General features: G+C 73.1%; 18 protein-coding genes and 1 rRNA gene. 4 read left to right on the top strand and 15 right to left on the bottom strand.

Annotated elements, in window-relative coordinates:
* Window positions 1-89: 89 nt before the first annotated feature.
* Window positions 90-716 (bottom strand): NUDIX hydrolase, encoded by a 627-nt coding sequence (locus ABZ370_RS43560; protein ID WP_358633996.1) that lies wholly within the window; start codon window positions 714-716, stop codon window positions 90-92.
* Window positions 717-804: 88 nt separating this feature from the next.
* Window positions 805-2,460: a CTP synthase gene (locus ABZ370_RS43555; RefSeq protein WP_358633994.1), complete on the bottom strand. Its 1,656-nt coding sequence runs from the start codon at window positions 2,458-2,460 to the stop codon at window positions 805-807.
* 507 nt (window positions 2,461-2,967) lie between these two features.
* Between ABZ370_RS43555 and ABZ370_RS43550 the strand changes: the two genes are divergently transcribed.
* Window positions 2,968-4,770 carry a glycoside hydrolase family 15 protein gene (locus ABZ370_RS43550; RefSeq protein ID WP_358633991.1) on the top strand — a complete coding sequence of 601 codons (1,803 nt, stop codon included), beginning with the start codon at window positions 2,968-2,970 and terminating at the stop codon, window positions 4,768-4,770.
* 12 nt (window positions 4,771-4,782) lie between these two features.
* The gene (locus ABZ370_RS43545) at window positions 4,783-6,486 is read left to right on the top strand and encodes a PucR family transcriptional regulator (protein WP_358633989.1); all 1,704 of its coding nucleotides are present in this window, start codon (window positions 4,783-4,785) and stop codon (window positions 6,484-6,486) included.
* Window positions 6,487-6,507: 21 nt separating this feature from the next.
* On the opposite strand, the gene ABZ370_RS43540 is transcribed toward ABZ370_RS43545, so the two are convergent.
* The 6 genes from ABZ370_RS43540 to ABZ370_RS43515 all read right to left on the bottom strand — a co-directional run bounded on the left by ABZ370_RS43540 (window position 6,508) and on the right by ABZ370_RS43515 (window position 13,438).
* Window positions 6,508-7,680 (bottom strand): glycoside hydrolase family 64 protein, encoded by a 1,173-nt coding sequence (locus tag ABZ370_RS43540; RefSeq protein ID WP_358633986.1) that lies wholly within the window; start codon window positions 7,678-7,680, stop codon window positions 6,508-6,510.
* 134 nt (window positions 7,681-7,814) lie between these two features.
* On the bottom strand, window positions 7,815-8,948 hold the full coding sequence (locus ABZ370_RS43535; RefSeq protein ID WP_358634007.1) for a glycosyltransferase family 4 protein: 1,134 nt from the start codon (window positions 8,946-8,948) through the stop codon (window positions 7,815-7,817).
* A gap of 344 nt (window positions 8,949-9,292) precedes the next feature.
* Window positions 9,293-11,041, bottom strand: coding sequence for a DNA repair protein RecN (gene recN / locus ABZ370_RS43530; protein WP_358634004.1), 1,749 nt, complete (start codon window positions 11,039-11,041; stop codon window positions 9,293-9,295).
* A 180-nt stretch (window positions 11,042-11,221) separates the two neighbouring features.
* Window positions 11,222-12,187: an NAD kinase gene (locus tag ABZ370_RS43525; protein WP_358633983.1), complete on the bottom strand. Its 966-nt coding sequence runs from the start codon at window positions 12,185-12,187 to the stop codon at window positions 11,222-11,224.
* Window positions 12,184-13,053 carry a TlyA family RNA methyltransferase gene (locus ABZ370_RS43520; RefSeq protein WP_358634001.1) on the bottom strand — a complete coding sequence of 290 codons (870 nt, stop codon included), beginning with the start codon at window positions 13,051-13,053 and terminating at the stop codon, window positions 12,184-12,186. Before ABZ370_RS43520 ends, ABZ370_RS43525 begins: the two co-directional genes overlap by 4 nt.
* 46 nt (window positions 13,054-13,099) lie before the next feature.
* Window positions 13,100-13,438: a hypothetical protein gene (locus ABZ370_RS43515; RefSeq protein WP_358633980.1), complete on the bottom strand. Its 339-nt coding sequence runs from the start codon at window positions 13,436-13,438 to the stop codon at window positions 13,100-13,102.
* Window positions 13,439-13,503: 65 nt separating this feature from the next.
* Between ABZ370_RS43515 and ABZ370_RS43510 the strand changes: the two genes are divergently transcribed.
* A complete protein-coding gene (locus ABZ370_RS43510) occupies window positions 13,504-13,851 on the top strand; it encodes a sterol-binding protein (protein ID WP_358633977.1) in 348 nt (115 codons plus the stop codon).
* Window positions 13,852-13,911: 60 nt separating this feature from the next.
* On the opposite strand, the gene ABZ370_RS43505 is transcribed toward ABZ370_RS43510, so the two are convergent.
* The 4 genes from ABZ370_RS43505 to ABZ370_RS43490 all read right to left on the bottom strand — a co-directional run bounded on the left by ABZ370_RS43505 (window position 13,912) and on the right by ABZ370_RS43490 (window position 18,283).
* Window positions 13,912-14,946, bottom strand: a complete 1,035-nt coding sequence (locus ABZ370_RS43505; protein WP_358633974.1) for an ABC transporter ATP-binding protein — start codon at window positions 14,944-14,946, stop codon at window positions 13,912-13,914.
* A complete protein-coding gene (locus ABZ370_RS43500) occupies window positions 14,943-16,007 on the bottom strand; it encodes an iron chelate uptake ABC transporter family permease subunit (RefSeq protein ID WP_358633971.1) in 1,065 nt (354 codons plus the stop codon). Before ABZ370_RS43500 ends, ABZ370_RS43505 begins: the two co-directional genes overlap by 4 nt.
* Window positions 16,004-17,065 carry an iron chelate uptake ABC transporter family permease subunit gene (locus tag ABZ370_RS43495; protein WP_358633968.1) on the bottom strand — a complete coding sequence of 354 codons (1,062 nt, stop codon included), beginning with the start codon at window positions 17,063-17,065 and terminating at the stop codon, window positions 16,004-16,006. The genes ABZ370_RS43500 and ABZ370_RS43495 overlap by 4 nt, the downstream gene beginning before the upstream one ends.
* 186 nt (window positions 17,066-17,251) lie before the next feature.
* Window positions 17,252-18,283: an HAD-IIA family hydrolase gene (locus ABZ370_RS43490; protein ID WP_358633966.1), complete on the bottom strand. Its 1,032-nt coding sequence runs from the start codon at window positions 18,281-18,283 to the stop codon at window positions 17,252-17,254.
* A 78-nt stretch (window positions 18,284-18,361) separates the two neighbouring features.
* Between ABZ370_RS43490 and ABZ370_RS43485 the strand changes: the two genes are divergently transcribed.
* A complete protein-coding gene (locus ABZ370_RS43485) occupies window positions 18,362-19,660 on the top strand; it encodes a DUF1015 domain-containing protein (protein WP_358633963.1) in 1,299 nt (432 codons plus the stop codon).
* Between the two features lie 81 nt (window positions 19,661-19,741).
* Here ABZ370_RS43485 and ABZ370_RS43480 read toward each other — a convergent pair whose 3' ends face one another.
* The 3 genes from ABZ370_RS43480 to rrf all read right to left on the bottom strand — a co-directional run.
* Window positions 19,742-20,710 (bottom strand): hypothetical protein, encoded by a 969-nt coding sequence (locus tag ABZ370_RS43480; protein ID WP_358633999.1) that lies wholly within the window; start codon window positions 20,708-20,710, stop codon window positions 19,742-19,744.
* Window positions 20,680-21,774, bottom strand: a complete 1,095-nt coding sequence (locus ABZ370_RS43475) for a hypothetical protein (RefSeq protein WP_358634010.1) — start codon at window positions 21,772-21,774, stop codon at window positions 20,680-20,682. The genes ABZ370_RS43480 and ABZ370_RS43475 overlap by 31 nt, the downstream gene beginning before the upstream one ends.
* 196 nt (window positions 21,775-21,970) lie before the next feature.
* Window positions 21,971-22,055, bottom strand: a 5S ribosomal RNA gene (gene rrf / locus ABZ370_RS43470); the annotation flags it as partial.

The following is a 22,055-nucleotide window of genomic DNA, read 5'->3' as shown; positions in this document are numbered from 1 at the left end:
CCGCCTTGCAGCTACACGCTCCCCCAGCTACCGCTGGGAGGTGCCCCCTGACCCCGCTCCCTGATCCGGCCTGATCCAAACGACAGACCCTAGGCCTCGAAGGGGCGGGCGGGCCAGGGGGCGTCGGCGGGGCGGAGGGCTTCCACGCCGTCGCCCGTGAGCGCGGCGTGCAGGGCCAGGACGCCGACCGCGAGGCAGTTGTTGTGCAGGTCACCGGCCAGCACCGCGCGCACCAACTCGTCCAGCGGCACCCGGGCCAGCTCCATGTCGGCCTCCTCCTCGGAGACCTCGTACCGCTCGCCGTCCGCCGCCGAGATGCCCTGGGCGAGGAAGACCCGCACGGCCTCGTCGCAGCCGCCGGGCGTGGTGAAGACGTCCACCAGCACGCGCCAGTCCTCGGCCTTGACGTGCGCCTCCTCGTACAGCTCGCGCTGCGCGGCGTGCAGGGGGTTCTCGCCGGGGATGTCGAGGAGACCGGCCGGGATCTCCCAGAGGCGGTGGCGGACCGGGTGGCGGTACTGGCGCAGCACGATGACGCGGCCGGTGTCGTCGAGGGCCAGGACGGCGGCGGAGCCGGGGTGGACCTGGTAGTCGCGCGAGACCGTGGTGCCGTCGGGCATGACGACCTGATCCGTGCGCACGCTCGTCTTGTTGCCGGTGAACGGCGTGGCGGTGGCGACGGTCCGCCACTCCTCGGGAGTGTCCTGGATGCCCATTGCTCTGCCTCAGCGTCCTTTCCGCATGCGGGTGGCCGGGGGAAGCGGGCCGATCGCACGGCCCGTTTCCCCCCGTCAACCGTAGCGGTCAGGCTCCCGCGGCCTGCCCGTGACCAGCGGTCTGTCGCTCGACTGCCGCCTTCACCAGACCCGCGAAGAGCGGGTGCGGGCGGGTCGGCCGGGAGCGCAGCTCGGGGTGGGCCTGAGTGCCGACGAGGTAGGGGTGGACCTCGCGCGGGAACTCGACGTACTCGACCAGCTTGTTGTCGGGCGAGGTGCCCGAGAAGACCAGCCCGGCCTTCTTCTCCAGCTCACCGCGGTACGAGTTGTTGACCTCGTAGCGGTGACGGTGGCGCTCCTCGACGTACGGCTGGTCGTCGTAGACCTCGCGGACGATCGAGCCCTCGGCGAGCTTGGCCGGGTACATGCCCAGCCGCATGGTGCCGCCCATGTCGCCCTCGCCCGCGACGATGTCCAGCTGCTCGGCCATGGTGGAGATCACCGGGTCGGTGGCGGCCGGTTCGAACTCGGTGGAGTTGGCGCCGGAGATGCCCGCCAGGTTCCGCGCGGCCTCGATGACGATGCACTGGAGGCCGAGGCACAGACCCAGCAGCGGGATCTTGTTCTCACGGGCGTAGGTGATCGCGCCGACCTTGCCGATGACGCCCCGGTCGCCGAAGCCGCCGGGGATGCAGACCGCGTCGCAGTCCGCCAGCTGCTGCCGGGCACCGGCGGCCGTCTTGCAGTCGTCGGACGTGACCCACTTGATCTTCACTCGGGCGTTGTTGGCGAAACCGCCCGCGCGCAGCGCCTCGGTGACGGACAGGTAGGCGTCGGGCAGGTCGATGTACTTGCCGACGAGCGCGACCGTGACCTCGTGGTCGGGCTGGTGGACCCGCTTGAGCAGGTCGTCCCACTGGGCCCAGTCCACATCGCGGAAGGGCAGGTCCAGCTTGCGGACGACATAGGCGTCCAGCCCCTCGGTGTGCAGCACCTTCGGGATGTCGTAGATCGACTTGGCGTCGATGGCGGCCACCACCGCGGCGTCGTCCACGTCACACATCAGCGAGATCTTGCGCTTGATGGAGGTGGGGACCTCGCGGTCGGCGCGCAGCACGATGGCGTCCGGCTGGATACCGATGTTGCGCAGGGCGGCGACCGAGTGCTGGGTGGGCTTGGTCTTCAGCTCGCCGGACGGGCCGATGTACGGCAGCAGGGAGATGTGCACCACGAAGACGTTGTCCCGGCCGACCTCGTGGCGGACCTGGCGGACGGCCTCCAGGAAGGGCAGCGACTCGATGTCGCCGACGGTCCCGCCGACCTCGGTGATGACGACGTCGACGTCATCGGTGGCCATACGCCGGATGCGGTGCTTGATCTCGTTGGTGATGTGCGGGATGACCTGCACGGTGTCGCCCAGGTACTCACCGCGCCGCTCCTTGGCGATCACGGTGGAGTAGACCTGGCCGGTGGTCACGTTGGCGGAGCCGTCGAGGTCGACGTCGAGGAACCGCTCGTAGTGGCCGATGTCCAGGTCGGTCTCGGCGCCGTCGTTGGTGACGAACACCTCACCGTGCTGGAACGGGTTCATCGTGCCCGGGTCGACGTTCAGGTAGGGGTCGAGCTTCTGCATGGTGACCCGCAGACCCCGTGCCTTGAGCAGCGCACCGAGGCTTGAGGCGGTGAGGCCCTTGCCGAGTGAGGAAGCGACACCCCCGGTGACGAAGAGGTGCTTGGTCGTCATGGGCTTAGCGGCAATGGCCAAAAGGGGGCTCCCGTGGTCGCGTCGTGAGGGTGCGGTCCGGCCGCTGCCCCGATTTTCTCGGGGGCGCCGTCGCTGAGGTTCGGGGGGTTTGTGCCCGCCGCTCCACGGGCTACCAGGGTAACAGTGCCCCGGAGCGGCCGCTGGAGCCCGTCCGCGTCGCACGGCCCGCCACACCTCAGCCGCACCGTACGCTGTCATGACAACAACGCGTATCGTCACAACAACGCGAATCGTCCGCGCCTCGCGATATCGCGACGGCTACCCCCGTACGCGACCCGTACGCCCCCGATCGGCGGCCGTGACGCGAGCCACGATATGGACGGGCTCAAGCGGATCGCAGTCCTCCGTCGTATCCTGCTCGGACGAAACGCTACGAGCCCCGGCACGGCACCACCAGCTCGCCTCCGGAACAAGAGCTCGTCCAATATTTCCGGAGACCGTAAGCACGCCATCAGGGGCATACGGCCGTTCGAATAGGGGAAGCACGTGGCCGGGCGTATCGAGGACTACGCACTCATCGGTGATATGCAGACCGCCGCCCTCGTCTGCAAGGACGGGACGGTCGACTGGCTGTGCCTGCCGCGTTTCGACTCCCATGCCGTCTTCGCCGGTCTGCTGGGCACCGAGGAGCACGGGTTCTGGCGGCTGGGCCCCGCCCACGCGGGCGGAAGTGAGCCGCCGACCGCCGACCGCCGCCGCTACCGGGGCGACTCGCTCGTCCTGGAGTCGGAGTGGGACACCCCGCGCGGCACGGTCCGCGTGATCGACTTCATGCCGCCGCGGGACGGCGCCCCGCAGCTGGTGCGCATCGTCGAGGGGGTCAGCGGCCGGGTGCCGGTGCGCTCCAGCCTGCGGATGCGCTTCTCGTACGGCTGGGTCGTGCCGTGGGTGCACAAGGTGGACTCGCGCACGGTCGCCGTCGCCGGTCCCGACTCGGTGTGGCTGGACACCGAGGTCGACACCTTCGGCAAGGACCTCACCACCTACGCCGACTTCACGGTGGCCCCCGGCGACCGGATCGCCTTCACCATCAGCTGGCAGCCCTCGCACAAGGAGCCGCCCGCCCTGCCCGAGCCGGAAGCCGCACTGGAGGCGACCGAGGATTTCTGGCGGGAGTGGGTCGAGCACTGCACGTACCACGGCCCCTACCGGGACGCGGTCGTCCGCTCGCTGATCACCCTCAAGGCGCTCACCTACGGCCCCACCGGCGGCATCGTCGCGGCGCCCACCACCTCGCTGCCCGAGGACATCGGCGGCGTCCGGAACTGGGACTACCGCTTCACCTGGCTGCGGGACGCGGCGATCACCCTGTCCTCCCTGCTGCGCACCGGCTACCGCGAGGAGGCCCGCGCCTGGCGCGAATGGCTGCTGCGCGCGGTCGCGGGCGACCCGGAGAACCTGCAGATCATGTACGGCATCGCGGGTGAGCGCGAGCTGTCCGAGGCCGAGCTGACCTGGCTGCCCGGCTACGAGAACTCCCAGCCGGTCCGGGTCGGCAACGGCGCGGCGGGCCAGCTCCAGCTGGACGTCTACGGCGAGGTCACCGAGGCGCTGCACCTCGCGCATATGACGGGCCTGGCCCGCAACGACTACGCGAGCGTGCTCCAGCTCAAGCTGATCCGCTACCTGGAGGAGCACTGGGACGAGCCCGACGAGGGCATCTGGGAGGTGCGCGGCCCGCGCCGCCACTTCGTGCACTCCAAGGTGATGGCCTGGGTCGCCGTCGACCGCACCGTCAAGCTGGTCGAATCGGGTGATGTGGACGGCCCGCTGGACCGCTGGCGGGATCTGCGCGACGAGATCCACCGGGATGTGTGCGAGAGGGGGTACGACGCCGAGCGCAACACCTTCACCCAGTCCTACGGCTCCAAGGAGCTGGACGCCTCGCTGCTGCTCATCCCGCAGATGGGCTTCCTGCCACCGGACGACAAGCGGGTCATCGGCACCATCGAGGCGATCCAGCGCGAGCTGTCGACCTCCGACGGTTTCGTGATGCGCTACCCGACCGCGGGCGAGGACGCGGGCGTGGACGGTCTGGAGGGCGACGAAGGCGCCTTCCTCGCCTGCTCGTTCTGGCTCGCCGACGACCTGGCGATGATCGGCCGGGTGGACGAGGCCCGCAGGCTCTTCGAGAAGCTGCTCGGGCTCCGCAACGACCTGGGCCTGCTGGCCGAGGAGTGGGACCCGCACCTCCAGCGCCAGGTGGGCAACTTCCCGCAGGCGTTCAGCCATGTGCCGCTGATCGACACCGCCCTGCGACTGACCGCCTCCGGCGCGTACGGCGGCTGACGCCCGGCCCCCATGGAGCCCCAAGGAACGATCACCGTGGCGCGGGCGCTGGACCTGCCCGCCCTGCGCCGCGGCCTGCCCGAGGTGGTGACCGGGGACGAGCTGCTGGACCGCCCGGTGCGCTGGGTGCACGCGGGTGAGGCGCCGAACATCGCCGCCCTCCTCAAGGGCGGCGAACTGCTGCTGACCACCGGTCTCGGCGTCGGCCCCCGCCCCGCCGAGCAGCGCGCCTTCGTCCGGAGGCTGGCCGACCGCGGGATCGCCGCGCTGGTGGTGGAGCTGGGCCCGCGCTTCCGTACGCTCCCGGTGGCGGTCGTCGACGCGGCGCGCTCATGCGGGCTGCCGCTGGTGCAGCTGCATCGCGAGGTGCCGTTCGTGGCGGTCACCGAGGAGATCCACACCGAGATCGTCAACGAGCACTACGCGCTGCTGCGGCAGGCCGACGTCGTCCACCGCCAGGGCACCGAGGTGCTGCTGCGCGGCGGCGGGGTACCGGAGATCCTCCGGAACTTCGCGGAGTTCGCGGGCAATCCGGTCTTCCTGGAGACCCCCGACGGCAGGCTGCTGTACGCGGCCGGGCCCGGGGGCGCCCGCCCCGGCGCCACCGATCCGCTCCAGGCGTGGGAGGGGCTGCGGGCCCGCCGCGCCGACCGCCGGCCGGAAGACCCGCCCGGACCATCCGGGCCACCGGCGGGCAGTGTGCTGGCCGACGTGCCGGGCGGCGGCCAGGGTCCCGGCGCGGTACGCGCCCGGCTGACCGTACTGCCGGTGGCGGCGCCGCTCGCCCCGGTGCACCGCATCGCCGCCGAACGGACCGCGGATCTGCTGGCGGTGGTGCTGCTGCGGGCGCGCCAGGAGGAGGAGCTGACGGCGCGCGGCCGGGGCGACTTCCTCACCGATCTCGCGGAGGGGCGCGTCGAACCGTCGGACGCGCCCGCGCAGGCGCGGGTGCTGGGCTTCCGGCCGTCCGGTGACGGCCCGCTGCTGCCGATGGTGATGCGGCTCACCGAGGACCCGCACCCGCTGAGCGGGAGTGGCAGCGGAGGCGGGGCCGCCGCGGGCGGCGGCGCGGAGAGCTGGGCGGCGCTGGCCCACGCGCTGCGGGAGGAACTGGCGGCGGTGGGCGTTCCGGTGCTGCTGGGCGTACGGCTGCCGGAGGGCCGGGTGCCGCTGCTGGCGGGCCTGCGGACCGCGGCGGACCGCGGCGCGGTGGCGGCGCGTGTCGCGGCGGCCCTGCGGGCGGGGGTGGAGCGGGCCTGGCCGGACCGTCCCGCCGGGACGCGTCCGCCCGTGGTGATCGCCGGGCTCGCGGCCGCCTGGGACGCGGTCGGCGGCGAGCTGCGGCACGCGGCGGAGGCGGCGCACGCCGCGCCCGTACCGGCGGACCGGGAGTGGTACGACGTCCGCAGCCTGGATGTCGATCTGTTGCTGTGGCGACTGCGGGAACACGGGGATCTGGCCGCCTTCGTCGACCGGGTGATCGGCCCGCTGCTCGTTCATGACCGCACCGCCCGGCCACCGCTGGTGCCGACGCTGGAGGTCTATCTGCGGCACGCGGGCCGCAAGGCGGAGACGGCCCGCGCGCTGCACCTCAACCGCCAGACGCTGTACGACCGGCTGGCCCGGATCGCCCGGCTGCTCGGCACCGACCTGGAGGACCCCCAGACGGTGCTGGCCCTCGGGGTGGCCCTCCAGGCCCGCCGCCATGTGCGGTGACGGGCACCGGCTCCAGAACCTCTAGAACGGGGTCAGGGTGAGCGTGATCCCGGTCGGGGCGGTGTCCTGGATGTACGACGCGAAGTCGGCCACGTCGTCGAAGGCGAAGCCGTACGCCTTGCCGTCGGCCGTCGCCGTGTGCATCGCCTTGGCGTAGTGGTGGGTGACCGGCTCGGTGTAGAAGGCGGCCGGGTCGGTGGTCGGCTGGGCGGCGGTGTCGTGCAGCGTGGTGCGGTTGAAGCCCGCGCCGAGGATGGCCGCGACCGGTCCCGTCGTACCGTCGTTGGGCGCGGCCAGGGCGCCGTCGCAGAACAGCACGTCCTTGGTGGACGGCTTGTCGAAGGCGACGGAGGCGGGGCCGGTGAAGGCGAACTTCCCGCCGCTCACCCGGCCGGTGAAGGTGCCCGCGTTGGTGGTGACCTTGAGGTCCTTCGATCCGTAGGTCTCCCAGACCCGGTCGATGTAGGACGCGAAATAGTCCTGCGGGAACAGCCCCGCGCCCAGGCCGTGGCCGGGTGCGATGACCCGCAGGTCGTCCCCGATGACCAGCGGCTCGAAGGCCTCGACCGCGCGGAGGTCGGAGAAGACCTTGGCGCGGGCGCCGCCCTTGAGGGTGCCGGTCGTCTGGTCCTTGGCGCCGGTGAGGCGGATGGCGAGCGGGACGCTGAACATGTCGACCATGGTGGTGTTGCAGAACATGCCGGAGGCGTTGAAGGTGAACTCCGCGCAGTCGTGCATGACCTGGTAGTTCGGGTCGCCGGAGACCCAGCCCGCCGGGTACTGCAGCGCGGCGTTGCCCGCTCCGTCCGCGACTACCTTGAACTTGAGCTTCTCCCCCAGCGCGACATAGATCCGGCCGGACATCCGGGGCAGCGTCAGCTTGGTGTCGCCGCTCCCCGAGAGCGGGATGGCGTAGTCGGCGAAGCCGTCGGAGCCATTGTCGGAGAGCGCGACGGGGGCGGTCTTGCCGTCGGGGGTGACGCGGACCTGCTTGTTGTCGACGTTGCCGACGATGTAGAGCCATACCGACGCGTTGCCGAACTGGCCGGTCTTGTTGACGACCGTGAGGGGAAGCGTTTCGGCACTCGCCAGGGTCTGCGCCGCACCGGCGCGACCGCCGCCGAGCGTGAGACCGGTGCCCGCGGCAGCGGCGGACGCGGCGATTCCGCTCAGCAGCATTCTGCGTGTGATCATGACAAAGCACTCCTCGGCGTAGTGGGGGTTGCCGGGACATGACAGATAAGGCGGCACGAGGGATGACGCGCGCCCTGTGGAGAGCGCTCTCTCGGTCCACCGCGCAGAACCCTGCCGATCAGCGCCCGGGGGCGTCAACCCCCTGCGCGCATAAAGGTCTGCACCAATTCGTCGTAGACGCCGAGGACATGGGCCACCGTGCCGTCCTCCGTCGGCCACTCCGCGGTCCGCGCCCGCCCCGCCGCGGTCAGCTCCGCGCGGCGTACGGGGTCGGCCAGCAGCCGGATCACCGCGTCGGCCAGGGCGCCGGAGTCGCCGTACGGGACGAGTTCGGCGGCCTCCCCCACGAGTTCGGGCACCCCGCCCACCGCCGTGGCGACCAGCGGCACGCCCGCGTGCAGCGCCTCCTGGGCCAGCAGCGAACGCGCCTCCCAGCGGCTGGAGAGCACCGCGACGTCGGCGACGGCCAGCAGCCCGGGGACGTCGTCCCGGCGGCCGAGCAGCCGCACCGGGAGGCCTTCGGCGTCGATCCGGCGCTGGAGCACCGCCCGGTCCGGCCCCTCCCCCGCGATCGCCAGCAGCGGCGGCGGGTCCAGCGAGCGCCAGTGGAGCGCCGCGTCCAGCAGCGGGCCGTGGCCCGTGGCGGCGTCCAGACGGCCGACCGCGAGCAGCAGGGACCGCTCCACCGCGCCCAGTTCCGCGCGCGCCTTCTGGCGGGCGCCGTCGTCCGTCTCGGGCGCCCGGCACGGGGCGGGCACCGCGACCGGCGCGAGCCGGGCGTCGCGCGCCCCACGGTCACGGGCCCGGTCCACCAGGTCCGAGGACACACCCAGCACGACCGACGCGGCACGCGCCACCCGCCGCTCCATCAGCCGCACGACGCGGCCCCGCGGCCCCTCGGCCTCCCGCTTGGTGTGCCAGGTGACGACGAGCGGGACGCCCCTGCCGCGCAGCGCGAGCGCGGCCAGCAGACCGGGCCACAGCCCGTGCGCGTGCACCAGCCCGGCGCCGGTACAGGCCGTACGGATCGACGCGATGCTCCCGGCGTCCGTACGCCCGTCGAGCGGCGCGAACCGGGCGCCCGCCTCCGTGAACCCGTACCCCCGCTCGGCGCTCCAGGGCCCGCAGACGGTCACCCGCAGCCCGCGCGCCACCAGCCCGGCCGACAGCGACCGCACATGCACCCCGCTGCCCGAACTGCCCTCGCCCAGCACCTGAACGGCGTGCAGCGACGGCTGCCCGTGCGGCGGGACCGGGGTGTTGCTCACGGTACTGCTCACTCGGGCGGAGCTCCTGGGGCGGTGTCAGAGGTGCGGTTGCTGCGCTGCGTTTGCTCCGCCAAGAATGCCAGCCTTAGCGGTGCGCCCGCCGCAACGTTCCCATGCCACACCTGCCCACCGCTCGCCCGTACGTCCGCAGCACCACCCATATGGGTGACCCCGGTGGCATTCCCCACCCCGCCCCTCTCCAGATCTGGCAGCTTCCCCGCCCCGGCAACAGTCGCACCCGGACCGGGGGCTGGGGCGGAGCCCCGGCGGGGTCAGGGGCGGAGCCCCGGCGGGGCCGGGCGGCGCCCGGTTCGGGAAGGGGCGGGGTGGGGAAAGGGCCTCGGTCAGCGGCCCGTGCGCGCCGCCTCCAGCAGCTCCTCCGCATGGGCCCGGGCCAGCTCCGAATCCTGGCCCGCCAGCATCCGGGACAGCTCCCGGACCCGGTCCTCGCCCTCCATGGCCTTCACGCCGCTGCGCGTCACCGCTCCGTCGCTGGTCTTCTCCACCACCAGGTGCCGGTCCGCGAACGCGGCGACCTGCGGCAGATGCGTGACGACCACCACCTGGGCGGAGCGCGCGAGCCGGGCCAGCCGGCGGCCGACCTCGACCGCGGCCTTGCCGCCGACACCGGCGTCCACCTCGTCGAAGAGGTAGGTCGGTACGGGGTCGGAGCCCGCGAAGACGACCTCGACCGCGAGCATCACCCGGGACAGCTCACCGCCCGAGGCGCCCTTGGCGATGGGGCGCGGCGGCGCGCCGGGGTGGGGGGCGAGGAGCAGCTCGACCTCGTCGGCGCCGTGCGGACCGTAGGTCACCGCCCGCCCGCCGACCTCGACTCCGGACGCCTCGTCCGCGGCCTCGGTCTGCCGGATGGCGAACGTCACCCGGGCGTGCGGCATCGCGAGGGAGGCCAGTTCCTCGGTGACGGCCTCGGCGAAGCGCGCCGCGGCCTCGGTGCGGGCGTCGGTGAGCGCCTGGGCGAGCCCGCCCAGGTCGGCGCGGAGCGCGTCGCGTTCGGCGGTCAGCTCGCCGATGCGGTCGTCGTCGCCGTCCAGTTCGGCGAGCCGGGTGGCGCCCTGCTCGGCCCAGGCCAGCACCTCGCCGACGCTCTCGCCGTACTTGCGGGTCAGCTGGGCCAGCGCGGCGCGGCGCTCCTCGACGGCGCCGAGCCGCAGCGGGTCGGCGTCCAGATCGTCGGCGTACCCGGCCAGTTCACCGGCCACGTCGGACAGCAGGATGCCCACTTCGCCGATGCGGTCGGCGAGCCCGGCGAGGGCCGGGTCGTGGGCGCGGACCGCCTCCAGGGCGCGGTGCGCGCCGCCGACGAGGGTGGCGGCGTCCACGGCCTCCAAGTCCTCCGGGTTGCCCGCGAGGGCGGCGTGCGCGAGGGCGGCGGCGGACGCGAGGGCTTCGGCGTGGCCCAGCCGCTCGGCCTCGGCGGCGAGTTCGTCGTCCTCGCCCGCCCGCGGCTCGGCGGCGGCGACCTCCTCCAGGCCGAAGCGGAGCAGATCGGCCTCCTGCTCCCGCTCGCGCGCCCGCGTGGTCAGCTCGTCCAGTTCGGCGGCGACGGCGCGCAGCCGCCGGTAGGCGCCCGCGTACTTCTCCAGCGGCCCGGCGACGGCCGCGCCCGCGTACCGGTCCAGCGCCTGGCGCTGCCGCGCGGGCCGCATCAGGCCCTGCTGGTCGGTCTGGCCGTGGACGGCCACCAGGTCGTCGGCCAGCTCCCCGAGCAGCCCCACCGGCACGGACCGGCCGCCCACATGGGCGCGGGACCGGCCCTCGGCGGAGAGGGTACGGCTGATCAGCAGCGCCCCGTCGTCGAGTTCGGCGCCCGCCTCCTCGGCCCGTACGGCCACCGACGAGCGGGCGTCGACCGTGATCCGGCCCTCGACGACCGCCGCCTTGGCACCGATCCGCACCAGGGCGGCGTCGGCGCGGCCGCCGAGCAGCAGCCCGAGGCTGGTGACGACCATGGTCTTGCCCGCGCCGGTCTCGCCGGTTACCGCGGTGAAGCCGGGTGACAGCTCGACCACCGCGTCGTCGATGACACCCAGGGCACGTATCCGCATCTCCTCCAGCACGTGCATGACCATACGAGGTTTACCGGCCACCTCGCGACGGCCACCCCCGGGGACGGCCGCACCGTCGCTCCGGGTGATCGCCCGGTGGCCGCGCCACCTCGCCTTCCGCATGGCGGGGAGGGTTTCCGGACGTACCCTCTCGAAAGGGTTTTCCCGGCCCCTCCCCCGCGGCTCCCCCGCGGCAAGGACTTCCTAGTGCGGCGCCCCGCGCCAGCCCGCCACCGGCAGCGCGAACTTCGCCACCAGCCGGTCGGTGAACGACGCATGGTGCAGCCGGGCCAGCCGGACCGGCACCGCGCCCCGGCGCACCTCCACCCGAGCCCCGGCGGGCAGCTCCACCGTGCGGCGGCCGTCGCACCACAGCACCCCGTGCGGGGTCTGCGGCTGCACCTCGACCGCGAGCACCGACTCCGGCGTCGTCACCAGCGGCTTCGCGAACAGGGCGTGCGCGCTGATCGGGACCATCAGCAGCGCCTCGACCTCGGGCCACACCACCGGGCCACCGGCCGAGAAGGCGTAAGCCGTCGAGCCGGTCGGGGTCGCGCACACCACGCCGTCGCCGCCGAAGCGGGAGACCGGCCGGCCGTCGACCTCGGTGACGACCTCCAGCAGCCGCTCGCGCGCCGCCTTCTCCACCGACGCTTCATTCAGTGCCCAGTCGGTGTGCACGATGTGCCCGTCGTTGCGGACCAGCACATCGATGGTCATGCGCTCCTCGACCTCGTACTGGCGGCTCACCACCCGGTCCACGACCTTGTCCAGGTCGTCCCGCTCGGCCTCGGCCAGGAAGCCGACCCGGCCGAGGTTGACGCCCAGCATCGGTACGCCGGAGATCCGCGAGAACTCGGCGCCGCGCAGCAGCGTCCCGTCCCCGCCGAGCACGACCAGCAGTTCACAGCCGTCGAGCACATCGCGCCCCGCGTCGACCAGCTCGACCTCGGGCGGCAGCGGCAGGTCCGCGGCCTCCGCGGCGAGCACCCGCACCCCGATGCCGCTGCGCACCAGCCCCTGGACGACGAGTTCGGCGCTGCGGATGGCCGCCGGGCGGCCGGTGTGCGCGAGGAGGAACACGGTGCGGTCGGCGGTCGCCTCGGATGTCGGCTTGAACTCTGTCTCCGCCGCCGACTCCGCCTTTGCCGCTGCTTCTGAAGTGGTCAACTGGGCCCCTCCGCCACTGCACGGTCAACATCGTCCGGGTCCAGTGCCGGCGCCCCGGCGCGCATCCACAAAAAGTACTCGACGTTCCCCGACGGTCCCGGCAGCGGGCTGGCGGTCACGCCGAGTACGCCCAGCCCCAGGTCCGCGGCCTGCTGAGCCACCGTCCGCACCGCCCCGGCACGCAGCTCGGAGCTGCGGACGACGCCGCCGCTGCCGAGCCGCTCCTTGCCGACCTCGAACTGGGGCTTGACCATCAGCACCAGATCGGCGTCGGGCGCGGTGCAGCGCACCAGGGCGGGCAGCACCAGCCCGAGCGGAATGAAGGAGAGATCCCCGACGACAAGGTCCACGGGCTCGCCTCCCATCTGCTCCGGCGTCAGCTCGCGTACGTTCGTACGGTCGAGAACGGTCACGCGTTCATCACTTTGCAAAGACCATGCAAGTTGCCCGTAGCCGACGTCCGCGGCGACTACATGGGCGGCGCCCGCGCGCAGCAGGACGTCGGTGAAACCGCCGGTGGAGGCCCCCGCGTCCAGCGCCCGCCGCCCGGCGACGGTCAGCCCGGAACCGGTGACCGGGGTGGGATCGGACATCGTCCGCCCCTCCCCCTCGCGGTACTCCTCGCTGAAGGCGTACAGGGCGCCCGCGAGCTTGTGGCCGCCGCGCGAGACATAGTCCGGATCGCTGTCGTCCTCGGTCACGACGACCGCCGCACTGGTCTCGACCTGCGTCGCGGCCTTGGTCGCGGTGGCCCCGCCGACGGTCACCCGGCCCGCCGCGATCAGCTGGCTCGCGTGCTCACGCGAGCGGGCCAGCTTGCGGCGCACCAGCTCGGCGTCGAGTCGTACGCGTCGTGGACGGGTCACTGCCACGGGTGGTTCAGCTCCTGGGGTCGGTGCTAGGGGGTCGGTCCTATGAAGAGGAGACGGGCGGGGCCGGAGGGCCGGGCCGCCGGTCGAGTGCCGTCAGCGTGTCGCGCAGGCCCCGGTGCACATCCTCGTACACCTCCAGATGCCCGCTCACCGGGAGGTCGTCGGCGTCGGCCAGCCGGTCGAGCCGGGCGTCGACATCGGGGACGCCGGTGGGCGTACGGCCGACTCCGAGCGGAGCCGGACCGGCGGGCCCGGACGGCGCCTCCCCGGCCGCCCCGGAAGGTCCGGCGGCCGCCTCGGCGGGCTCCGCCTCCGGCCCCGCGGCAGGCTCCGGCTCCGGCTCTGACCCGGGCCGTCCACCCGGCATCGGCTCACTCATGCCCCCGACGCTACCGCGAAGCGCACGTTCTCCGAGCGGCACGACCTGCGGTACCGTCGTCCGCGATGGCCACCTTGGAACAGTGCCGCGACGCACTCGACAAACTGGCGGAGAACCTCGCGGGCGCGAACGGGGACCTCCGTAGCGCCGCCGCGCTCGATCGCTCCGTGAGCTGCTGGATCACCGACCTCGACACGACCTTCGTGGGCCGTCTCGTGGACAGCAGTATCGAGGACGTGACGACCGCGCCCGGCCCGCCCGCGGAGCGCGCACAGATCCGGCTGGCGATGTCCGGCGACGACCTGGTGTCCCTGGTCGACGGCGAGCTGCACTTCGCCCGGGCCTGGGGCACCGGCCGGGTCAAACTGGAGGCCGGGCTGCGCGACCTGCTGCGGCTGCGCAAGCTGCTCTAGCCGCGTACGCACCGCCCCGGCCCGTCACCCCGCGTATCCCCTTACTCTCCCGTATCCGGCTCAGGACTCCGTCGCCGCGGCGGCCAGCGGCTCCGCCGCCTCCGTGCTTGCCGCCTCCGTGTCCGCCGTCTCCGGGTCCGCTGTCTCCTCGGCCGCGGGCTTACGGGACCGGCGGGCGGCCGGTATCACCAGCGGGGTCCCCGTCTCCGGGTCGTCGATGACCTGGCAGCGCAGCCCGAAGACCCGCTCCACCAGCTCCGCCGTGACGATGTCCTCCGGCGCGCCCTCCGCGACGACCTCCCCGCCCCGCATCGCGATCAGGTGGGTGGCGTAGCGGGCCGCGTGGTTCAAGTCGTGCAGCACCGCGACGAGGGTGCGGCCCTGCTCCTCGTGGAGCTGGGCGCACAGGTCGAGGACGTCGATCTGGTGCTGGATGTCCAGGTACGTCGTGGGCTCGTCCAGGAGCAGCAGCGGGGTCTGCTGGGCGATGGCCATGGCGATCCACACCCGCTGGCGCTGCCCGCCGGACAGTTCGTCGACATAGCGATCGCCGAGCTCGGCCACCCCGGTCGACGCCATCGACTCCTGGACGATCCGCTCGTCCGTCTCGGACCACTGCCGCAGCAGCCCCTGGTGGGGGTAGCGGCCACGGGCGACGAGGTCGGCGACGGTGATCCCGTCCGGGGCGATGGAGGACTGCGGCAGCAGACCGAGAGTGCGGGCGACCTTCTTGGCGGGCAGCGAACCGATCGCCTCCCCGTCCAGCAGCACCGACCCGGCCGTCGGCTTGAGCATCCGGGACAGGGCGCGCAGCAGGGTGGACTTGCCGCAGGCGTTGGGCCCGACGATCACCGTGAACGAGTGGTCGGGGATGGTGACCGACAGGTCCTCGGCGACCGTGCGCCGGTCGTACGCGAGGGTCAGCCCCTCGGCGGTGAGCCGCTGCCGGCCCGTCGTCGTGTCCGTCGTCGCGTCGGTGCTGCTGCTGGTGTTGGTGCTGGAAGCCACGGTCTGCCCGGTGTCCTTTTCGCTGTAGCCCTGGTCGCTCTTGCCGTCCGTGCCGCGCTCGGCGTCCGCCCGCACGTGCTCCGTCATATCCGCCCCGCCTTGCGCTCGGTCACCAGCAGCCACAGCAGATAGACGCCGCCGAGCATCCCGGTCAGCGCCCCGACCGGCAGTTGGTCGGCGCCGAAGGCCCGCTGCGCCGACCAGTCGGCGGTGACCAGCAGGGCCGCCCCCATCCAGGCCGAGGGGAGCAGATTGGGACCGGCCGAATGGGTGAGCCTGCGGGCCAGTTGCGGGGCGACCAGCGCCACGAAGGCGACGGGCCCGGCGGCGGCCGTGGCCGAAGCGGTCAGCAGGACGCCCGCGAACATGAGCACCAGCCGGGTCCGCTCGACCCGCACCCCGAGGGCGTACGCGCTGTCGTCGCCCATCTCCAGCATCCGCAGACCCCGCGCCTGCCCGAGGATCACGGGCAGGAGGACCGCGCATACGCAGGCCAGCGGCCAGACCTGGCTCCAGTCGCGGCCGTTGAGCGAACCGGTCAGCCACACCACCGCGCGGGTGGCGTCGGGGAGGTCGGCCTTGGTCAGCAGATAGCCGTTGACGGCGGCGAGCATCGCGGTGGCGCCGATGCCGACCAGCACCAGCCGGTAGCCGTGGACGCCCCGCCGCCAGGCCAGCGCGTAGACCCCGAACCCGGTCAGCAGACCGCCGCAGATCGCGCCGGCGGCCACCTCGGTCGGATCGCCCTGGAAGAGGACGATCACGGTGAGCGCCCCGGCCGCCGAGCCCTGCCCGAAGCCGATGACGTCCGGACTGCCCAGCGGATTGCGGGAGATGGACTGGAAAACCGCTCCGGCCAGCCCCAGGGCCGCGCCGACCAGCAGCCCGACCAGGACGCGCGGCAGCCGCAGGTCATGGACGATGAAGTCCTGGGCCATGGTGCCGTTCCCGGCCAGGCTGCGGAGCACATCGCCGGGGGCCATGGGGAAGTCGCCGGTGCCGATCAGGACCACGCTCATCGCCAGCGCCACGGCGAGCAGCAGCAGCCCCACGACCGCGCTGCGGACGTCCAGGCGCAGCGAGAGGCCGCCGGTGCGCAGCGTGACTCCGCTCGCCCCGGTCGTCGTGGTGCGCTTGCTCGCGTTCACAGTTGGGCCATCCTTCGGCGGCGTACGAGGTAGAGGAAGACGGGTCCGCCGACGAGCGAGGTGACGACGCCGACCTGGAGTTCGGCGGGCCGGGCGACGACCCGCCCGATCACGTCGGAGCCCAGCAGCAGGACGGGCGACAGCACGGCGGCGTACGGCAGTGTCCAGCGCAGATCGGGTCCGGTGAGCGCCCGGACCAGGTGCGGAACCATCAGCCCGACGAAGGCGATCGGCCCGCAGGCGGCGGTCGCGGCGCCGCACAGCAGGGTGACGGCCAGCATGGACATCGCCCGGGTGCGGACCAGGTTGGTGCCGAGCGCGCGCGCCGTGTCGTCGCCGAGCGCCACCGCGTTCAGCGAACGGCCGAGCGCCAGCGCCAGCACCGCGCCGACCAGGAGGAACGGTGCCACCTGCCGGACCACCGTCATATTGGCGGAGGCGAGCGAACCGACCGTCCAGAAGCGCATCTTGTCGAGCGCCGCGCTGTCCAGCAGCTGTACGGCGTTGATGTAGCCGTAGAGCGCCGCGTACACGGCCGTACCGCCGAGCGCGAGCCGCACCGGGGTGGCGCCCCGGCTGCCGCCGAGCGCGTACACCAGCACGGAGGCGACGGCGGTGCCGAGGAAGGCGAACCACACATAGCCGGTCAGGGAGGTGACGCCGAGAAAGCTGATCGCCGAGACGACGGCGGCGGACGCGCCCGCGTTCAGCCCCAGCAGCCCGGGGTCGGCGAGCGGGTTACGGGTGAGGGCCTGGATGACCGCGCCCGCGAGCCCGAGGCCGAGGCCGACGAGCAGCCCGAGGAGGGTGCGCGGCAGCCGTACGTCCTTGATCACCACATCGGTGTCGCTGCCGGTGTAGTGGAACAGCCCGTGCCAGACGTCCCCCAGTGCGATCGGTTTGGCGCCGATCGCGATGCTGGCGGCCGCGACGGCCAGCAGCACACACAGGGCGGCGACGAGCCCGGCCGCCCGGCGCGCGGTCTGTCGGCGGGGTGGCGGGGCCGCCGTATCGGTCGCTGTCTCGGGTCCGGCTTTCACCGGACTGACCAGGGTCACGCGGAACTCCACCTCACAGCACGGCCGATCAAGACTTAGGTTAGGTTACCCTAAGCCGCGCTTGTGACACCCCGGCGGGTCCGCGCCCCGGTCATGCCTCCGGTCACATCGCCCCAGGCCCCGGCCTCGTCACGCCCCTGAAGCGGGAAGCGGCCCGGGGGGCGGCCCCGGGAGGCCCGGGGCGGCTCACAACCCCAGCCGGGCCAATGCCTTCCCCGCGTCCGCGCCGCTCACACCCTCCCCCGCCTCGCTCCAGGCCGCGGCGCACAACGCCCGCAGCCCGTCCAGCGGCTCGTCGCCGTCCCCCTCCAGCAGCAGCGCGCCATCGGCCGCCCGCGCGGTCCAACCGCCGCACCGGAAGCCGCCGTCGGCAGGTTCGACCACCGGCTGGGGCGTCAGCAGCCCCCGCAGGTCGCGGTCCACATAGGCGGGCCGGTGCTTCGGCTCCGCGGCCAGCAGCTGCGCCGGGGTCGTCACCCCGGTCAGCACGAGCAGCGAGTCGACCCCGCCCGCGTACGCCCCCTCGATATCGGTGTCCAGCCGGTCCCCCACCACCAACGGCCGCTCGGCCCCGGTCCGCAGGATCGTCTCGCGGTGCATCGGCGGCAGCGGCTTCCCCGCGACCTGCGGGTCCCGGCCCGTCACGATCCGTACGACCTCCACCGCCGCGCCGTTGCCCGGCGCGATCCCGCGGCCGCTCGGAATCGTCAGATCCGTGTTGGACGCGAACCACGGCACCCCGCGCGCCACCGCGTAGCCCGCCTCCATCAGCCGCGCCCACGGCAGGTCCGGTCCGCCATACCCCTGGACGACCGCCGCCGGGTCGTCGTCGGCGGACTCCACCGGCGTCAGCCCGCGCTCGCGCAGCGCCACCCGCAGCCCCTCGCCGCCGATCACCAGCACCCGCGCGCCCCGCGGCAGCTGCTCGGAGATCAGCCGGGCGACGGCCTGCGCCGAGGTGATCACGTCATCGGCCCCGGCGGGCACCCCGAGCCGGGTCAGATGCTCGGCGACGGCCTGCGGTGTGCGCAGCGCGTTGTTGGTCACGTACGCCAGCCGCATCCCGCCGTCCCGCGCGGTGACGAGCGACTCCACGGCGTACGCGATGGCCTCGCCACCCGCGTACACCACCCCGTCGAGGTCCAGCAGCGCGGTGTCGTATGCCTCGTTCAGCGACCGCTGGCTGCCCTCGGGCGCGATCCGGACGGTCTGGTTCATGGGGTGCCACTCTCCTCGCAGATCCATACGTTCTTCCCCGATCATGGCGCATCGCCGACCGGGGCATAAGATTCTCTAATGAGCATTCCAGGGCCTGGCGGGCAAGGTCTCCAGCTCACCCCCTTCCGGGGGCTGCGCTACGTCGCGGAACGGGTCGGCAGTCTCGCCGCCGTCACCTCACCGCCCTACGACGTGGTCGTACGCCCCGACGGTCTGCGCGAACTCGAGACCGCCGATCCGCACAACATCGTCCGACTCATCCTCCCGCAGGCCGACACCCCCGCCGAACGGCACCGCCAAGCCGCCGACACGCTGCGCCGCTGGCAGGCCGAAGGGGTCCTCGCCCCCGATCCCGAACCGGCCCTGTACGTCTACGAACAGCGCGACAGCCAGATCCTCCAGCGCGGGCTGATCGGCGCCCTGCGGCTGAGCCCGCGCGAGGAGGGCATCGTCCTCCCGCACGAGGAGGTCATGCCGCACATCGTCGAGGACCGCGCCGACCTGATGCGCGCCACCGCGGCCAACCTCGAACCCCTGCTGCTCGCCTACCGCGGCAACGGGGACGGCGGTGACGCGGCCGGGGGCGCCGCCCGGGTCGTCGAACGCGCCATCCAGCGGGAGCCGTTGCTCTCCACCACCACCGAAGACGGCTTCGACCACCGTCTGTGGCGGGTCACCGACCCGGCCGACCTGGTCGAGATCGCCGCCGATCTGCGCGACCGCCAGGCCCTCATCGCCGACGGCCACCACCGCTGGTCCACCTATCTGCGGCTGCGCGAGGAGCGGGCGGAGCCCGGCCCCTGGGACTTCGGCCTCGTCCTCCTCGTCGACACCACCCGCTACCCGCTCCGGGTCCGGGCCATCCACCGGCTGCTGCGCCACCTTCCGGTGGCCAAGGCGCTGGCCTCGGCCCGCACCGCGTTCCGGGTACGGACGGTCGACGGCCCGCTGCCCCGCGCCCTGGACGCCCTCGCGGAGGCGGCCGCCGCACCGGACGGGCGGAACGCGTTCCTCCTCGCGGGCGACGGCGGATTCCACCTGCTCGACCGGCCCGACCCCGGGCTGCTGGCCCGTACGGTCCCCGAGGGACGGCCGGAGACCTGGCGGACGCTGGACGCGACCGTCCTGCACTCGCTGCTCCTGGACCACCTCTGGCAGATCCCGGACAGCGCCGAGCAGGTCGGCTACATCCACAACGCGGAAGCCGCCGTCGAACAGGCGGAGCGGTACGACGGCACGGTGGTACTCATGCATCCGGTGCGCGAGGATGTCGTCCACGAGCTGGCGCGGCAGGGGGTCGCCATGCCGCGCAAGTCGACGTCCTTCGGCCCGAAGCCCGCCACCGGGCTGGTACTGCGCAGCCTCACGCTGGGCTGAGCCCAGGGCTGAACCTTGGGCTGAAAGCGAAGAGGGCGGAGCCCCGGCCGGGGGTGGTGGCCGGGGTTCCGCCCTCAGGCATCAGCCGCGGTCGCTGTCCGCGGTGTCCTCGGCGCCGTCCTTGGAGACCTCGGCCTCGACGGCCTCTCCGGCTTCGGCGACCTCGACGGCCTCCTCAGCCGACTCGGCCTCCTCGGGAGCCTCATCGACCTCGGCGGTTTCGGCGACCTCGGTCTTCTCGGGAACCTCCGCCACCTCAACGGCTTCCACGACCTCGGTCTTCTCGGGAACCTCGGCCACCTCGGCGGCTTCGGCGACCGCTGCCTCCGCGACGACCTCGGCCTCCTCCACGGCCTCGTCCTCGTCGAGCGCGTCCACGAACTCGACACCGTCCAGCTCCGCGAGCCGGTCGGAGGCGTCCGTGGTACCACCCTGGTCCGCCTCCAGGGCCTTCGCGAACCACTCCCGCGCCTCGTCCTCACGGCCGACGGCCAGCAGCGCGTCGGCGTAGGCGTACCGCAGCCGGGCGGTCCACGGCTGGACGGAGTTCGAGGCCAGCTCCGGGCTCTGCAGCGTAACGACGGCGGCGTCGGCCTGGCCCATGTCGAGCCTGGCACCGGCAGCCACCAGCCGCATCTCGACCTGCCCGGCCCGGTCCAGCTTGTGCACCTCGGGCTCACCGGCCATGGTCAGCGCCCGCTCGGGACGGCCCATGCCGCGCTCGCAGTCGGCCATCACGGGCCACAGGTCGTTGTTGCCGGTCATACGGCGCGCGGCGCGGAACTCCGCGAGCGCCTCCGAGTACTTCGCGACGGCGTACGACGCGAACCCGGCCGCCTCACGGACGGCGGCGACACGGGAGGCGAGCCGCAGCGCGATGCGCGAGTACTGGTAGGCCCGCTCCGGCTCTTCGTCCAGCAGCTTGGCGACCATGACGAGGTTCTTGGCGACGTCCTCGGCAAGGGTCTTCGGCAGGCTCAACAGCTCCTGCCGTACGTCCTTGTCGATCTCGTCCCCGGTCACGTCCTCGGGGATCGGCAGCCGCTTGATCGGCTCGCGGTCGCGGTCCCGGACACGGTCGTCGCGGTCGCGACGGCCGTAGCCCCCGGACCGGTCGTCACGCCCCCGCCCCTGGCCACCGCCGCCGCCGTACGGCCGCCGAGACCCACGGTCGTCCCGCCCACCGCGGGAGCCGCCGTCCCGGTCATCACGCCGAGGCCCACGCGGCCGGTCGTCACGACGGTCGTCCCGACGATCATCGCGGCGATCGTCGCGGCGGAACGCGGGCCGGTCGTCCCGGCGATCGTCACGACGGAACCCACTCGGGCGGGAGCCACTGTCACGGTCGTCCCGACGCGGCCCACTCGGGCGGGAGCCACTGTCACGGTCGTCCCGACGCGGCCCACTCGGGCGATCGTCGCGCCGGTCGTCCCGACGGAACCCGCCACGGTCGTCGCGGCGCTCGTCACGCCGGTCGTCACGCCTGGGCCCACCACGGTCATCACGCCGATCATCACGACGGAACCCACCGCGGTCGTCACGACGGTCGTCGCGGCGGAATCCACCACGGTCATCCCGGCGATCATCGCGTCGGTCGTCACGCCGATCATCCCGACGGTCATCGCGCCGGAACGGGGGCCGGTCGTCCCGGCGCTCGAAGCCACCGCGGGGCCGGTCACCGCGATCGTCGCGGCGGACGAACCCACCCGGACGTCCGCCACGGTCATCGTCACGACGCGGCCCACGGGGCCGGTCATCACGCCGCTCATCACGCCGCTCATCACGACGGTCGTCACGCCTGACCCCGCCACGGTCGTCACGCCGGTCGTCGCGGCGGAACGGGGGCCGGTCATCCCGGCGATCATCGCGCCGATCGTCACGACGGAACCCACCCGGGCGGGAGCCACCGCCACCGTCGCGGTCGTCCCGACGCGGGCCGCGCGGGCGATCGTCGCGTCGGTCGTCGCGGCGGTCATCCCGCCGGTCGTCACGGCGGACGAAGCCGCCGCCGGGGCGTCCACCACGGTCGTCGTCGCGACGCGGCCCACGGGGCCGGTCGTCACGCCGATCGTCACGCCGGTCATCCCGTCGGTCGTCGCGGCGGAACCCGCCACGGCCACGGTCATTGTCGCGGCGCGGTCCGGAGTCGCGGGTGTCCCTCCGGTCGCCGCCGTCCCGGCGCCGCGGCTCGCGGTCTCCCCGGTCGTCGGAAGAGTTGGTGGACATCTCGTGACTCCTGTCTTCAAGGACAAAACAAAAAGGACCCCTGGTCCCAGCATGAACGCTGGGACCGGGGGTCCTCCAAAGATTGTTCGGCGGCGTCCTACTCTCCCACAGGGTCCCCCCTGCAGTACCATCGGCGCTGAAAGGCTTAGCTTCCGGGTTCGGAATGTAA

The organism is Streptomyces sp. NPDC005962, assembly GCF_040629205.1.
Classification (GTDB): domain Bacteria; phylum Actinomycetota; class Actinomycetes; order Streptomycetales; family Streptomycetaceae; genus Streptomyces.
The sequence above is the reverse complement of the archived record's forward strand: the minus strand, read 5'-3'. Positions and strand labels throughout refer to the sequence as shown.